The following is a 14108-nucleotide window of genomic DNA, read 5'->3' on the forward strand; positions in this document are numbered from 1 at the left end:
GCAAGTGATTTGGCGCGGGCGTGAGTTAACGTGTCCCGGGTGTCCGGTCTTCCCAGCCTTCGCGCGGTCATGCTCATGGTCATCGCCGTGCTCGCGGTCTGCGCCGCTGCCGGCGGCATCGTCGTGATCATGGACGATGGCCTGGTCAGGACCGTGCAGGAGCCCGTACGCCGGGAGCCCCGCCCCCAGCAGGAGACCGGGCCGTCCGCCGCTCCCCGCCTGGACCAGATCGTGCCCACGGCCGCACCGGTCAAGGACTTCGGCCAGGGCGGTCCCGGCATCACCTCCACGCCGCCGCGCGTGCTGGCGATCGCCCCGGGCACCGTGCCCAAGCAGACCAGGTTCCGCCTGGGAGAGCTGAAGCACGTGCAGAAGGTGATCGTGGTGGACGCGGGCGCGGTCAAGGTGTCCGGCACCGCGCTGAACCTGCTGGCCGTGGACCCGTCCGACTTCCGCTCCTGGACGCCGCAGCCCGTGGCCGACCAGCCCGCGCTGTGGAGCGCGCTGGCCAGGGGCGGGCTGGTCGCCGACGCTGGTGCGATACGCAAGTTCGGGATGATCCTGGGCGCGATGTACCAGGTGGACGGCGGGCCCCGGCTCCGCGTCGCGGCCTCGGCCACGCTCGGGCTGCACGGCGTGGACGGTCTGGTGAGCGCGGACCTGGGCCGGTCGCTGGGGTTCGCGCCGGGAGTGGCGGTGCTGCTGCACGGCAAGGAAGGCAAGATCAGCGAGTCGGGCGTACGCAAGCTGCTCGGCAAGGACGCCCAGGTCGTCGTGCTGGACGCGGCAGCCCGTACCGCCAAGCAGCAGCAGCCCGCCCAGCAGCAGCCGCAGCAGGTCAACGTCGGCCGGCCGGGCAGCTATCTGGAGCTCTACAAGGCCGCCGCCACCCGCTGCCCCGGGCTGTCCTGGACGGTGCTGGCCGCGATCGGGCAGGTGGAGAGCTCACACGGGCGCAACAACGGGCCCTCCAGCGCGGGCGCGCTCGGGCCGATGCAGTTCATGCCCGCCACGTGGAAGCACTACGGCGTGGACGGCGACGGGGACGGCAAGAAGGACATCTGGAGCCCGTACGACGCCGTGCCCGGCGCGGCCAACTACCTGTGCGCCAACAAGGCGGGCCAGGGCGGCGAGCGGCTGCGCAAGGCGATCTGGTTCTACAACCACTCGTGGGACTACGTGAACAAGGTCATGGGGATCGCCGAGGCGTACGCCCGCACCTACGCCTGAGGCGCCTGAGGCGCCTCAGGCCGCCTGCGCGGCGGCGGGCAGCAGGTGAGCGCGCACGGCACCGGCTCGGGCTCCTCCATCAGCTCGCGCACCATCCGCACGAAGCTCGGGTGCGTGCCCGCCGTCGCCGCCCGCTCCATCGGCAGGCCCAGCTCCGCCGCCACCGCCCTGGCCTCGGTGTCGAGGTCGTAGACGACCTCCATGTGGTCGGAGACGAACCCGATCGGCACCAGCACGACGGACCTCGCGTCGGTCTTGCGCAGGAAGTCGCAGACGTCCGGCTCCAGCCACGGCACCTGCGGCGGCCCGCTGCGCGACTGCCACACCAGGTCCCACGGCTGGGTGCGGCCGAGCGCCTGGTTGACCAGCTCGGCGCTCCTGCGCAGCTGCGCCTCGTAGAGGCCGCCGGACGGCCCGGCCGTCTCGGCCATGGAGACGGGGATGCTGTGGGCGGTGAACACCAGCTGGGCGTCGTCGCGGCCGAGCCGCTCCAGCGCCGCCCCGGTGCGGTCGGCCATCGCGGCCACGAATCCGGGGTGGTCGCCGTAGTGGCGCATCTTGACCAGCTCGGGGCCGCCGTCGACGGAGATCCGGGCGATGTCCTCGTAGTATTGCCGGCAGCTCGAGTAGCCGGCGAACGCCGACGTCGCGAACACGGCCGCCTTCCGGATGCCGTCGGCCTTCATCTGCCGCACCGTGTCCTCGCCGAACGGGTGCCAGTTGCGGTTGCCCCAGTAGACCGGGACGCCGGCGACCGGGCGCAGCGCCTCGACCAGGTCGCGGTTCTGCTGGTTGATCGGGCTGACCCCGCCGAAACTCTGGTAATGCTCGGCCACCTCGAGCAGCCGCTCGCGCGGCACTCCCCGGCCGCGCACGACGTTTTCCAGGAACGGCATCACGTCGTCCGGTCCCTCCGGGCCGCCGAACGACAGGACCAGCAAGGCGTCGTAAATTCCCACGTGACAACCCTATGCGGGAGTGTCGGCGGTCCCTTCCGCGAGGTAGGTTCGATCGAGTGAGCGCATTCAACGACATACGTGACTATGTGGCCATCCCCCGGGTTCTCTCGCTGCGGCTCTCGCCCGACGGCTCCAGATTGATCTCCACCGTCCAGTCCCTCAACCCCGATGGAAAGTCGTTCGGCACCGCGCTCTGGGCCGTTCCCGTGGACGGCGAGCCGTACCGGCTGACGCGCTCCGCCAAGGGCGAGTCCGCCGCGGTCTTCACCACCGCCGGGGACGTGCTGTTCACCTCCGCCCGCCCCGACCCCACCGTCAAGGACTCCGGCGACGAGGTCCCCTCGTTGTGGCTGCTGCCCCGCGCGGGCGGTGAGGCCCGCCAGGTGGCCGCCCGGCCCGGTGGCATCGGGGCCGTGCGCACGGCCGGCGACGTGGTCGTGTTCGTCGCCGACGTGCTCGACGGCGAGGAGGCCGCGGAGGAGGAGAAGCGCAAGGCCCGCAAGGACGCCGGGATCAGCGCCGTCCTGCACGAGGGCTACCCCGTGCGTTACTGGGACCAGGACCTCGGCCCCGGCCGGCCCCGCCTGTTCGTGGCCCGGCTCGGCGACGACCGCCTGGAGGACGTGCGCGATCTGACCCCCGACGCCGGCGACGCGCTGCGCGAGGGCGGTTTCGAGCTGACCCCCGACGGCGCCACCGTGATCTCCACCTGGCGCAACTACCTGCCCAAGGGCGAGTGGCGTACCGACCTGGTGGCCATCGACGTCGCCACGGGAGAGCGGCGGGTGCTGCTCAGCGACGAGGCCTACGACTTCACCGGCCCGCTGGCCGTCTCCCCTGACGGCGCCAGGATCGCCTGCTCCCGCGACCGGCTCACGGGCCTGAACATCTCGGCGCGCAGCGAGCTGTGGATCGCCGACCTCGCCACGGGGCAGGGCCGCGCGTACGCGCCCGACCTGTTCCCCGCGGACGTGGAGTGGTCGCCGGACTCCTCGACCGTCTACCTCGCCGCCGACTTCCAGGGCCGCCGCCCGGTCTTCCGCGTGCCCCTGGAGGGGGAGGCGACCAGGCTCACCCAGGACGACTGCGCCTACCTCGGCCTCAGCCCGTCCCCCGACGGCCGGTTCGTGTACGCGCTGCGCAGCGCCGTCAACCTCGCGCCCGCCCCGGCCAGGATCGACGCGGTCACCGGTGAGATCACCGAGCCGCCCTCGCCCGCCCCGCGCCCCGAGGTGCCCGGCACGCTGACCGAGATCTCCGCCACCGCCGACGACGGCGCCACCGTCCGCGGCTGGCTCGTGCTGCCGGAGGGCGCCTCGGCCGAGGACCCCGCGCCGTTCGTGCTGTTCATCCACGGCGGCCCGGTCGCCTCGTGGAACGACTGGCAGTGGCGCTGGCAGTCCTGGATCATGGCCCAGCACGGGTACGCCGTGCTCATGCCCGACCCCTGCCTGTCCACCGGCTACGGCCAGGAGATGATCGACCGCGGCTGGGGCAACTGGGGCCCGCGCACGCAGGCCGACCTCGACGCGATCGTGGACGTGGCACTGGCCAGGGACGACATCGACAGCGAGCGCATCGCCGCGATGGGCGGCTCGTACGGCGGCTACATGGCCAACTGGCTGGCCGGCCACACCGACCGCTACAAGGCCATCGTCACCCACGCCTCGCTCTGGAACCTCGACCAGTTCGCCGGCACCACCGACGCCTCCATGTACTGGCAGCGCGAGTTCGGCGAGCCCGGCTCCGAGCGGTACCAGCTGCTGTCCCCGCACCACTCCCTCACCGACATCACCACCCCGGTGCTGGTCATCCACGGCGACAAGGACTACCGCGTGCCCGTCGGCGAGGCGCTGCGCCTGTGGTGGGACCTGCGCCGCACCGAGGTCGAGTCGAAGTTCCTGTACTTCCCCGACGAGAACCACTGGATCCTCAAGCCCGGCAACGCCGTCGCCTGGTACGAGACCGTCCTGGCCTTCCTGGCCCAGCACGTGCTCGGACAGGAGTGGAAGCGCCCGGACTCGGTGGCCTGATGACGGATTTCCTGAGGCTCGCCGAGGACATCGCCCGCGAGGCGGGGGACATGCTCCTCGCCAAGCGGCCCACGATGTCCGGCGAGATCGAGACCAAGTCCAGCCCCACCGACGTGGTCACCACCCTCGACAAGGCGTCGGAGGAGCTCATCCGCGAGCGCATCCTGGCCGCCAGGCCCGGCGACCGGATCCTCGGCGAGGAGGGCGGGGAGGAGCCCGGCGAGTCCGACGTGCGCTGGATCGTCGACCCGATCGACGGCACCGTCAACTTCCTGTACGGCCTGCCGGACTGGGCGGTGTCGATCGCCGTCGAGGTGAACGGCCAGGTCGTGGCCGGTGTCGTCAACGTCCCGCCGCGCGGCGAGGTCTACACCGCGGCGCTCGGCGAGGGCGCCTGGCTCGGGGCCGGGCGGCTGCGCTGCAACACCGGCGTGCCGCTGGCGCAGGCGCTGGTCTCGACCGGCTTCGGCTACGCCCAGGCCCAGCGCGCGGTCCAGGGCGAGGTGGTGGCCCAGGTGCTGCCCCGCGTGCGCGACATCCGGCGCGGGGGCTCGTGCGCCGTCGACCTGTGCTCCGTGGCCGCCGGCCGGGTGGACGCGTACTACGAGCGCGGCGTCAACCAGTGGGACTTCGCCGCGGCCGGGCTGATCGCCACCGAGTCGGGCGCCAGGCTCGGCGGGCTGCGCGGCGAGCCGGTCAGCCCCGCCTTCGCGCTGTGCGCGGCTCCCGGGCTGTTCGAGGAACTGCACGACCTGCTGGCGCGGCTGGACCCCGAACGCGCCGTCTGATCGCTGAACCGGGTCGAGAAACGGCCGGAGCCGGGCTCCGGCCGTTTCGCACGGCTAGCGGGGCAACGGGATGCCGTGATCGTCGGCCAGCCTGCGCAGGTCCTCGATCTCGGCGGTGAGTGTGTCGGCGAGGTAGTCGTCGCCGACGCTACGGGCCTCCCGAAGGCCCTTGTAAGCCTGGTCGAGGCGGTGTTCGATCGTGGTCGTGAACTCGCCCATCTCACCTACTCTCTGGGGGTTCGATCCGTGTGGGGGGCGAAGTTACCCCATCGCCAGATGAAGACCGGGCAATGGGTGTCCCGCAGGCATACCCCGGCTTGTCGCCCACCGAAACATGAATTTCTCCAAGGGCCGTCTCACCGCGGGGTCACCCAGCCCTGAACATGCCTTACCGTGCGCTTATCGAGGCCGTGGGCAGAATGAGTGCCCAGAATCCGGAGAAGAGGTGTACCAGGCGTGCGGGTGCTGGTGGTAGAGGATGAGCGGGTGCTCGCCGACGCGATCGCGACGGGGCTGCGGCGTGAGGCCATGGCGGTCGATGTCGCGTACGACGGCGGGGGCGCCCTGGAGCGGACCTCCTACATCGACTACGACGTGATCGTGCTCGACCGCGACCTGCCCGTCGTGCACGGCGACGAGGTGTGCCGCCGGCTGGTGGAGCAGCGGACGGCCTCGCGGATCCTCATGCTGACCGCGTCGGGGGACGTGGACGACAAGGTGGAGGGGCTCGGCCTGGGGGCCGACGACTACCTGGCCAAGCCGTTCGTGTTCATCGAGCTGGTCGCGCGGGTCCGGGCCCTCGGCCGCCGCTCCGCTCCCGCCCTGCCGCCCGTCCTGGAGCGGGCCGGGATCCGGCTCGACCCGGGCAAGCGGCTGGTGGAGCGCGACGGCAAGGAGGTCGTGCTGACCAAGAAGGAGTTCGCGGTGCTCGAGGAGCTGATGCGGGCCGAAGGGGCCGTGGTCAGCCAGGAGGACCTGCTGGACAAGGCATGGGACGAGAACATCGATCCCTTCACGAACGTGGTCCGGGTGACCATGATGACGCTGCGGAAGAAGCTGGGCGAGCCTCAGGTGATCGAGACTGTGCCCGGGGTTGGGTACAAGTTGTGAGCGAGCGGAGCGAGCGAACCATCAGACGCAGCAGTGCACTCACAAGGCCGACGGAGGAGGCCTTGTGAGTGAACGGCCAGAGCGTGAGGCGGGCCCGACGCATCCGATGATCAGTCCGCACTCGGCGAGGAAGGCGACGCGGGTGCAGGAAGCGCCGCCCCCGGTCGGCCCGCCCGCCTGGGACGGTCCCCCTCCGCTGGAGCAGCAGGCGCCGGCTTCGCGATCCACTATGGATCGTGTGAAGGATCTGCCGGGCAAGGTCAGCATCCGATGGCGGCTGACGCTCACCTACGGCGCGCTCGTCTTCGGGGCGGGCGCGGCGCTGCTGCTGTCGGTGTACGTCATCCTCGGCACAGCGATCAGCACTGCCTGGCCGACCCTCGACACCGGGCTGGACCCGATCTCCGACGCGCAGATGCAGGTCCGCTGGCGCCAGTACGAACAGCTGGCGATCATCAACGCCCGTGACGCGCTGCTCGGCAGCGCGCCCATGGCGCTGGTGGGTGTGGGGATCCTGGCGCTCATCATCGGCTACTTCGTGGCCGACCGGGCGCTCAAGCCGGTCGCGCAGATGACCGTGACGGCGCGCAAGCTGTCCGAGAGCACCCTGGCCCACCAGCGCATCGCCCTGGAGGGCCCCAACGACGAGCTGAAGGAGCTGGCCGACACCTTCGACGCCATGCTCACCAGGCTCAACGTCGCCTTCGACACCCAGCGCAGGTTCGTGGCCAACGCGTCGCACGAGCTGCGTACGCCCCTGACCATCAACAGGACGGTCCTGGAGATCGCCCTGTCGGATCCGGAGGCGTCGGAGGACCTCAAAGCGCTAGGCCGTACCCTCCTCGAGGTCAATGCGCGTAACGAGAAGCTCATCGAGGGATTGCTGCTGCTCGCCAGGAGCGAGCGCGAACTCGCCGTGCGCAAACCGCTGGACGTTCAGGACGTCGCCGAGACGGCGCTGGAACAGGTCACGCCCTTCGCCGAGGAACACGGCGTAACCGTGAGCGCCGAACTGGTCAGCGCGCCTACCATAGGCGATCCCGTGCTCCTCGAGCGCTCCATCAGCAACCTGCTCGAGAACGCCGTGAAGTACAACATTCCCGAAAACGGAAAAGTCTGGATCCGAACGGGAATGGTGGACGGTGCCTTGGTTGTTCAGGTGGCCAACACGGGACAGCACGTCCCGGCGTACGAGGTGAACAGCCTGTTCGAGCCGTTCAGGAGGCTCCATGCGGACCGCGTGGAATCGGCCAAGGGAGCGGGGCTCGGGCTGTCCATCGTGCGTGCGGTGGTGCAGGCGCACGGCGGGAATGTGGCCGCCGTGCCGCGTGATGGTGGAGGGCTTGTCGTGACCATTCAGCTGCCGAGGCGTTGACGGGCGTGTCGTTCAGGCGCGTTCGTCCGCGTGTTGACGCGCGTGTTGAGGCCCGGGGGGCGTCTCATTCGCGCCGCACATGTGGTTGGATGTGCCGTCGAACACGGTGGTGCATGACGCCAAGGCTGTGGGTTTCGCCATATTTGGCTAACCATTGCCGTCGGCAGCAGGCCCTGACGTGTTGGGAGGTTCGTTGTCCGTTTCCGCGGGGTACCGATGGGAAATCTCCCCGACGGAACGGGCACAAGATGGGCTTCCCGGACGTTAGAAGACGCGCGATGAGCGCGAACACATATGGATGAGGGGGATGGAGTAAGCACAATGGCTACCGACTACGACAGCCCGCGCAAGACAGACGACGACCTGGGGGAAGACAGCCTCCAGGAACTCCAGGCGCGGCGCACCGACAAGTCGTCTGGCAGCATCGACATCGACGAGACCGATCTGGCCGAGTCGCTCGAACTGCCCGGTGCGGACCTGTCGAACGAAGAGCTCTCCCTGCGGGTGATTCCCCGCCAGGCCGACGAGTTCACCTGCTCACGCTGCTTCCTGGTGCATCACCGCAGCCAACTGGCCTCTGAGAGGAACGGCCAGCAGGTTTGCCGGGAGTGCGCCGCCTAATTTCTGGAGCGAAAGTGCTCGGGGTAGCGAGGGAGCGATGACCGAAGCCCACGAACCCTGAGCGGTCGCGACCAAGAGACATGGAGGCATCGCGTGGCCGTACCGGAGAAAGACCAGCAACCAGGCAGCGAGATCGCCGACCCCGACCGTGAGGTCGGCGAGCTCGTAGGCAGGCTCACCGCGTCCGGTGAGCTCGAGCCGGCCGAGCGGCGCAGGCTGCTCGGCCGCCTAGCCCAGGCGTTGTCCGCGGGAGCCAAAAGGGCACGCGCGACCGGCGCGGGCCGGGGACGCTGGCTGGCGGACGTCTTCCTCAACATCGCGCCGCGCATCCCGATCCGGGATCTGCACACCCTTGCCGAACATCATCACGGCCTGACCGGCGAGGAGCTCGCCGACGACCTGGTGCGCACCGCGCAGAAGGCCACGATGACGGTCGGCGCCATCGGCGGAGCACTGGCCGCGGCCGAGTTCGCCGCGCCACCCCTCCTGCTCTCCGCCCCCGCCCAGCTCGTCGCCGAGACGATCGTCGTCGCCGCCATCGAGGTCAAGCTCCTGGCCGAGCTGCACGAGGTCTACGGCGTACGGGTCCAGGGCTCCGGCACCCAGCGCGCGGTCGCCTTCACGGCCGCCTGGGCCAAGCAACGCGGCATCGACCCCCTCGCGCCCGCGTCCGTCTCACTGGCGCTCGGAGCGGCCACCAAGACGGCTCTGCGCAACCGTCTCATGCGTACGCTGGGCCGCCACCTGACCACGTTCGGCCCGTTCCTGACCGGCGCCGTCGCCGGCGGCGCGCTCAACCGCATGGCCACTAAGAAGCTCGGCGAGACCATCCGCAACGACCTGCGCGTCAAACGCCCGCTGCCCGGTGACGGGCAGCCCGAGGCCGTCGAGTCCCCGCGGCGTAACGAGCTCGACCCGTAGCCCTGCCTCCCGGCGGCGAGCCCGTGGCAGGTCTCTAGGCCGCGTTCGAGCGCAGCCCGTCGAACATCATCGTGATCAACGCGTCCGCCAGGTCGTCGGCGGAGGCGCCGCGTGACGGGTGGTACCACTCGGTGATCGAGTTCACGGTGCCGAACAGCAGCCGCGTCACCAGTGCGGGATCCAGGTCGGCCCGGATGCCGCCCTCCGCCGCCGCCTGTCCGACCAGGTGGCTGATGAAAGCGTCGAACTCTCGCCGCCGCTCCAGCGCCGCCCGCTCGGTGCGGCTGTTGCCGCGCACCCGCAGCAGCAGCGTCACGTACGGCTGCCGGTCGACGAGGATGCGCACGCTCTGCCGTACGACCCGTTCCAGCCGCTCGATGGCCGCCCCCGAGGCGGCGCGCTCGTCGGCCACCATCTCGAACAGGCCGTCCAGCGCCCGGTCGAGGGCGCGGGCGAGGAGCTGCTCCTTGCCCGGCACGTGGTGGTAGATGGCCGACTTGGTGACGCCCAGCGCCCTGGCGAGGTCCTCCATGCTGGTGCCGTCGTAGCCACGCTCGTTGAAGACGCCCACGGCGATGGACAGCACGGACTCGGGGTCGTGCCCGCGCCTGCGCTGACGCGTAGGGGCTGGAGTGGCCATATGCCCGATTATCCCTGCTTGTCGTGGTCGTCCGCCGCAGCTCGCCGGTCGATGACCCGCTTGAGCTTCCCGACCGATCGCTCCAGCGTCTCCGGATCCACGACCTCGACCTCCACGCTCACGCCGACGACGTCCTTGACCGCCCTGCGCAGCGCCTCGCCCGCCTCGCCCCGCCCGCCGCCGAGCTCGGGACGCGCCTCGACCCTGACCGTCATCACGTCGAGTCGCTCCGGGCGCGTCAGGTGCAGCTGGAAGTGCGGAGACAGGCCCCGCGTGGCCAGCACGAGCTCCTCGATCTGGGTCGGGAACACGTTCACGCCGCGCACGATGATCATGTCGTCGGTGCGCCCGGTCACCTTCTCCATGCGGCGGAACGCGGGCCTGGCCGTGCCGGGCAGCAGCCGGGTCAGGTCGCGCGTGCGGTAGCGGATGACCGGCATGGCCTCCTTGGTGAGGCTGGTGAAGACCAGCTCGCCCGCCTCGGCCGGCTCGCCGGTGAACGGATCGACGGTCTCCGGGTAGAAGTGGTCCTCCCAGACGTGCAGGCCGTCCTTGCTCTCGACGCACTCGTTCGCCACGCCGGGCCCGATCACCTCGGACAGGCCGTAGATGTCCACGGCGTGCAGGTCGAAGCGCTCCTCGATCTCCGCGCGCATCCGCTCCGTCCACGGCTCCGCGCCGAAGATCCCGACGCGCGGGGACGCGGCGCGCGGGTCCAGCCCCTGGGCGGCGAACTCGTCCAGCAGGGCCAGCATGTACGACGGCGTCATCATGACGATGTCGGGCCGGAAGTCCGCGATGAGCCGCACCTGCCGGGCCGTCATGCCGCCCGAGACGGGCACCACCGTGCATCCCAGCCGCTCGGCCCCGTAGTGCGCGCCCAGCCCGCCGGTGAACAGGCCGTAGCCGTAGGCCACGTGCACGATGTCGCCGGGCCGCCCGCCGGAGGCGCGGATCGAGCGGGCCATGACCTCCGCCCAGACGTCGATGTCGTTCCTGGTGTAGCCAACCACGGTCGGCTGCCCCGTGGTGCCGCTGGAGGCGTGCACCCTGGCCACCTGCTCGCGGGGGACGGCGAACATGCCGAACGGGTAGCTGTCGCGCAGGTCCTGCTTGGTGGTGAAGGGGAACTTCGCCAGGTCACCGAGCTCCTTGCAGTCGCTCGGATGTACCCCGGCTTGGTCAAATTTTTCCCGATAAATCGGGACGTTTTGGTACGCGTGGTCGAGGGTCCGCCGCAGGCGCTCCAGCTGCAGCGCCATGAGCTCGTCGCGGGACACCCGCTCGACCGGGTCGAGCTCGTGGGCGGCAGGGGGATCTCCAAGTCTCACTTCAGCTCCCGGCTCCGGCCGCGGAACTCCGCGACCACCTGTCCGTCCGGCCTTCGCACGGTGATGTCGTAGATGCCGCTGCGCCCGTAGCGGGTGCGCTCGGCCGCCTCGGCGACCAGCACGTCGCCCGCGCGGGCGGGGGAGACGAACGTGATCTCTGCGCCCGCCGCCACCGTCACCGGGCCGTAGGTGTTGCAGGCGCACGCGAACGCCGTGTCGGCCAGCAGGAACACGTATCCGCCGTGGCACAGGTCATGGCCGTTGATCATCTGGCCCGTCACGGTCATGCGGCACACCGCCCGGCCCTCGCCCAGCTCCGTCAACTCGATGCCCAGGGCCGCGGAGGCGGTGTCGGCGTCCATCATGCGACGCGCGCTCTCCAACGCAAGTCTCCCTTGTCAACTGACCGAATGTTCGGTAAACCAATCACCGTCCTGACTTCCCTGTCAAGAGATGAAACGCCGGCCCGGCCACGTCGCGGGGCGCTTCCACGCGGTGCGGTCCAGGCGGCCGGCGTGGCACGGGGAGTGCGCCTGATCTCGGAAGAGATGGGCATGGGCAGGACGTCGGGCGTGCGGATGGACTTCGACGGCTGAGCGGAGGAGGAGCGATGGCCAAGCCGTTCGCCTCGTCGGCGGATCTCGGCGAGAAGAGGCAGTCTCTGGAGGTGCTGGCGGAGGGCGTCTACGCGCTCACGGCCGAGGGCGACCCCAACGTGGGCGCGATCGAGGGGGAGGACTTCCTCGTCTGCTTCGAGGCGCTGGCCACGCCGGTGGCCGCCCGCGAGTGGCTGGCCCGGCTGCGCGAGCACACGGACAAGCCGGTCAGATACCTCGTGTTGTCGCACTACCACGCGGTCAGGGTGCTGGGCGCCTCGGCGTTCGGCGCGGACGTGATCGTCACCCACGAGAAGACCCGCGAGCTGATCGCCGAGCGCGGCGAGCAGGACTGGGCCAGCGAATACGGCAGGATGCCGCGCCTGTTCAAGGAGCCGGGCTCGATCCCGGGCCTGACGTGGCCGACGGCGACGTTCAGCGACCGGTTCAGCATCGATCTTGGCGGCGGGCGGGGCGACCTCGTCCTGCAATACTGCGGGCGCGGCCACACCGAGGGTGACCTGGTGGCGTGGCTGCCGGATCGGCGCATCATGTTCGCCGGAGACCTGGTGGAGTCGCAGGCCGCCCTCTACACCGGCGACGCCTTCCACCGGGAGTGGTCCTCGGGGACGCTCGACCGGGTGGCGTCGTTCGGGGCGGAGACGCTGGTCGGCGGCCGGGGCGCGGTGGCCAGGGGGAAGGACGGCGTGGCGGCGGCGATCGGGCAGACGCGCGACTTCCTGGCGGTGATGTTGCGCGAGGTGGGCGCGGCGGGGTCGATGAAGGAGGCGTTCGAGCGTACGCACCGGGCCCTGGAGCCGCGTTACGGCGCCTGGCCGATCTTCGAGCACTGCCTGCCGTTCAACGTCTCCAGGCTCTGGGACGAGCTGCACGGCGTCGAGCGGCCACGCATCTGGACCGCCGAGCGCGACCGGCAGGTGTGGGACGAGCTGCAGTCATGAGGAACGACGCACAGGTCATCGTGATCGGCGCGGGCCCGGTCGGGCAGAGCGCCGCGCTGCTGCTGGCCCGCTGGGGCGTCCAGGTGCTGGTGCTCGACCAGCGCCCGTCGCGGGGCAGGGGCGGCTCGAAGTCCATCTGCCAGCAGCGCGACGTGCTCGACATCTGGGCCGCCGCCGGGGCGGGCAGGGTGGCAGAGGAGGGCCTGGCCTGGACCACGGCCCGCACCTACTACCGCGACCGTGAGCTGTTCTCCTGGACGTTCGAGCGCGAGGGGCCGCTGCCGCCCTGCGTGAACATCTCCCAGAGCCGCACCGAGCAGATCCTCGACGAGGTCATCGCCGGGCAGCCGCTCATCGAGGTGCGCTGGGACCACGAGGTCACCGGCCTGTCCCAGGACTCCACGGGCGTCACCGTGCACTGCGGCCAGCGGCGGCTGCGCGCGCCCTACGTGCTGGCCTGCGCGGGCGCCAGGGCCCAGGGGCTACGCGGGGGGCTGGGGGTGGCCTTCTCCGGGGAGACGTTCGAGGACCAGTTCCTGATCTGCGACATCAAGGCCGAGCTGCCTGGCTGGGAGAACGAGCGCCGCTTCTACTTCGACCCGGTCTGGAACCCGGGGCGGCAGGTGCTCATCCATCCCTGCCCCGGCGGCACGTACCGGATCGACTGGCAGATCGCGCCGGACTTCATCCCAACAGAAGCCGATATATCGCGAAAAATCCGGCAGATCATCGGGGATCGGTCGTACGAGCTGCTCTGGCACAGCACCTACCGCTTCCACTCGCGCATCGCCTCCCGCATGCGGGTCGGCCGGGTCCTGCTGGCGGGCGACTGCGCCCACCTGGTGGCCCCGTTCGGCGCGCGGGGGCTCAACTCCGGCGTGCCCGACGCCGAGAACGCGGCCTGGAAGCTGGCCTTCGTGCTCAACGGCTGGGCGGGGGAGGGGCTGCTGGAGTCGTACCACGCCGAGCGGCACGCGGCCGCGCGGGAGAACCTGCAGGTCACCGCGGCCACCATGCGCTTCCTCGCGCCCAGGAGCGTGGAGGAGCGGATGCGCAGGCGGGCCGTGCTGGAGGGCGGCCGGGTCGCCGAGGTGGACTCGGGGCGCTTCGCCGAGCCGTACTGGTATGTGGACTCGCCGCTCACCACGCCCGAGCCGTCGCGGCCCTTCCTCGGCAGGCCGCCGAAGGGAGCGCTGTGCGTGCCCGCGCCGGGCGTGATCCTGCCCGACGTGCCGCTTCCCGGGGGCAGATTGCGGCAGATTGCCCGGGACGGATTTCTCGTGCTATTGGGTGATATGTGCGATTCGAGTTTGTTTGTGCAGGTCCTGGGCAAGGTCATTACGGCGCCGCTCGCCGTACGCGGGCTCGCGGAGATGGATGGGACTGGCTCGCTCGCTGAGAGGCTCGGCGCCGGGCCGGATGAGGCATGGCTCATCAGGCCCGATTCCCACATCGCCGCGATCATCCCCCATGCGGGGCCGGAGTCGGTGGCGGCCGCTGTGAGCCGCGCACTCGGCGGCTCTCCTGACACATGACCCCATA

The 14108-nt window shown here is 70.5% G+C and carries 14 protein-coding genes; 9 read left to right on the forward strand and 5 right to left on the reverse strand.

What is annotated here, in order from left to right; genetic code table 11:
• Positions 1-39: 39 nt before the first annotated feature.
• Positions 40-1230, forward strand: a complete 1191-nt coding sequence (locus AB0J69_RS09680) for a lytic transglycosylase domain-containing protein (RefSeq protein ID WP_364114783.1) — start codon at positions 40-42, stop codon at positions 1228-1230.
• Here AB0J69_RS09680 and AB0J69_RS09685 read toward each other — a convergent pair.
• Positions 1221-2189, reverse strand: a complete 969-nt coding sequence (locus AB0J69_RS09685) for a ferrochelatase (RefSeq protein WP_364114785.1) — start codon at positions 2187-2189, stop codon at positions 1221-1223. The genes AB0J69_RS09680 and AB0J69_RS09685 overlap by 10 nt on opposite strands.
• Before the next feature lie 11 nt (positions 2190-2200).
• On the opposite strand from AB0J69_RS09685, the gene AB0J69_RS09690 reads away from it, so the two are divergent.
• Entirely contained in the window at positions 2201-4222 is a 2022-nt protein-coding gene (locus tag AB0J69_RS09690) for a S9 family peptidase (protein ID WP_364114787.1), read from the forward strand.
• Positions 4222-5010 (forward strand): inositol monophosphatase family protein, encoded by a 789-nt coding sequence (locus AB0J69_RS09695; RefSeq protein ID WP_364114789.1) that lies wholly within the window; start codon positions 4222-4224, stop codon positions 5008-5010. Before AB0J69_RS09690 ends, AB0J69_RS09695 begins: the two co-directional genes overlap by 1 nt.
• 54 nt (positions 5011-5064) lie before the next feature.
• Here AB0J69_RS09695 and AB0J69_RS09700 read toward each other — a convergent pair whose 3' ends face one another.
• A complete protein-coding gene (locus AB0J69_RS09700) occupies positions 5065-5229 on the reverse strand; it encodes a hypothetical protein (RefSeq protein ID WP_165974805.1) in 165 nt (54 codons plus the stop codon).
• 237 nt (positions 5230-5466) lie between these two features.
• Between AB0J69_RS09700 and AB0J69_RS09705 the strand changes: the two genes are divergently transcribed.
• From AB0J69_RS09705 to AB0J69_RS09720, 4 genes are all read left to right on the forward strand, one after another.
• A complete protein-coding gene (locus AB0J69_RS09705; RefSeq protein ID WP_138693059.1) occupies positions 5467-6120 on the forward strand; it encodes a response regulator transcription factor in 654 nt (217 codons plus the stop codon).
• A gap of 142 nt (positions 6121-6262) precedes the next feature.
• Positions 6263-7495 (forward strand): HAMP domain-containing sensor histidine kinase, encoded by a 1233-nt coding sequence (locus tag AB0J69_RS09710; protein ID WP_364114792.1) that lies wholly within the window; start codon positions 6263-6265, stop codon positions 7493-7495.
• A gap of 321 nt (positions 7496-7816) precedes the next feature.
• Positions 7817-8116, forward strand: coding sequence for a DUF4193 domain-containing protein (locus AB0J69_RS09715; RefSeq protein ID WP_090929286.1), 300 nt, complete (start codon positions 7817-7819; stop codon positions 8114-8116).
• A 93-nt stretch (positions 8117-8209) separates the two neighbouring features.
• Complete coding sequence (locus AB0J69_RS09720) at positions 8210-9037, forward strand: hypothetical protein (protein ID WP_364114794.1); 828 nt, start codon at positions 8210-8212, stop codon at positions 9035-9037.
• 34 nt (positions 9038-9071) lie between these two features.
• Here the strand turns inward: AB0J69_RS09720 and AB0J69_RS09725 are convergent, their stop codons facing one another.
• The 3 genes from AB0J69_RS09725 to paaI are packed head-to-tail and all read right to left on the reverse strand — an operon-like array spanning position 9072 to position 11373.
• Positions 9072-9677 carry a TetR/AcrR family transcriptional regulator gene (locus tag AB0J69_RS09725; protein WP_364114796.1) on the reverse strand — a complete coding sequence of 202 codons (606 nt, stop codon included), beginning with the start codon at positions 9675-9677 and terminating at the stop codon, positions 9072-9074.
• Between the two features lie 8 nt (positions 9678-9685).
• Positions 9686-11008 carry a phenylacetate--CoA ligase PaaK gene (paaK, locus tag AB0J69_RS09730; RefSeq protein ID WP_364114798.1) on the reverse strand — a complete coding sequence of 441 codons (1323 nt, stop codon included), beginning with the start codon at positions 11006-11008 and terminating at the stop codon, positions 9686-9688.
• A complete protein-coding gene (gene paaI / locus AB0J69_RS09735; protein ID WP_364115152.1) occupies positions 11005-11373 on the reverse strand; it encodes a hydroxyphenylacetyl-CoA thioesterase PaaI in 369 nt (122 codons plus the stop codon). The genes paaK and paaI overlap by 4 nt, the downstream gene beginning before the upstream one ends.
• Before the next feature lie 245 nt (positions 11374-11618).
• On the opposite strand from paaI, the gene AB0J69_RS09740 reads away from it, so the two are divergent.
• Both AB0J69_RS09740 and AB0J69_RS09745 read left to right on the forward strand, forming a co-directional pair.
• Positions 11619-12566, forward strand: coding sequence for an MBL fold metallo-hydrolase (locus AB0J69_RS09740; RefSeq protein ID WP_364114800.1), 948 nt, complete (start codon positions 11619-11621; stop codon positions 12564-12566).
• Positions 12563-14101 (forward strand): FAD-dependent monooxygenase, encoded by a 1539-nt coding sequence (locus tag AB0J69_RS09745; RefSeq protein WP_364114802.1) that lies wholly within the window; start codon positions 12563-12565, stop codon positions 14099-14101. The genes AB0J69_RS09740 and AB0J69_RS09745 overlap by 4 nt, the downstream gene beginning before the upstream one ends.
• Positions 14102-14108 lie beyond the last annotated feature (7 nt).

This window comes from Nonomuraea sp. NPDC049709 (genome assembly GCF_040674815.1).
Classification (GTDB): domain Bacteria; phylum Actinomycetota; class Actinomycetes; order Streptosporangiales; family Streptosporangiaceae; genus Nonomuraea.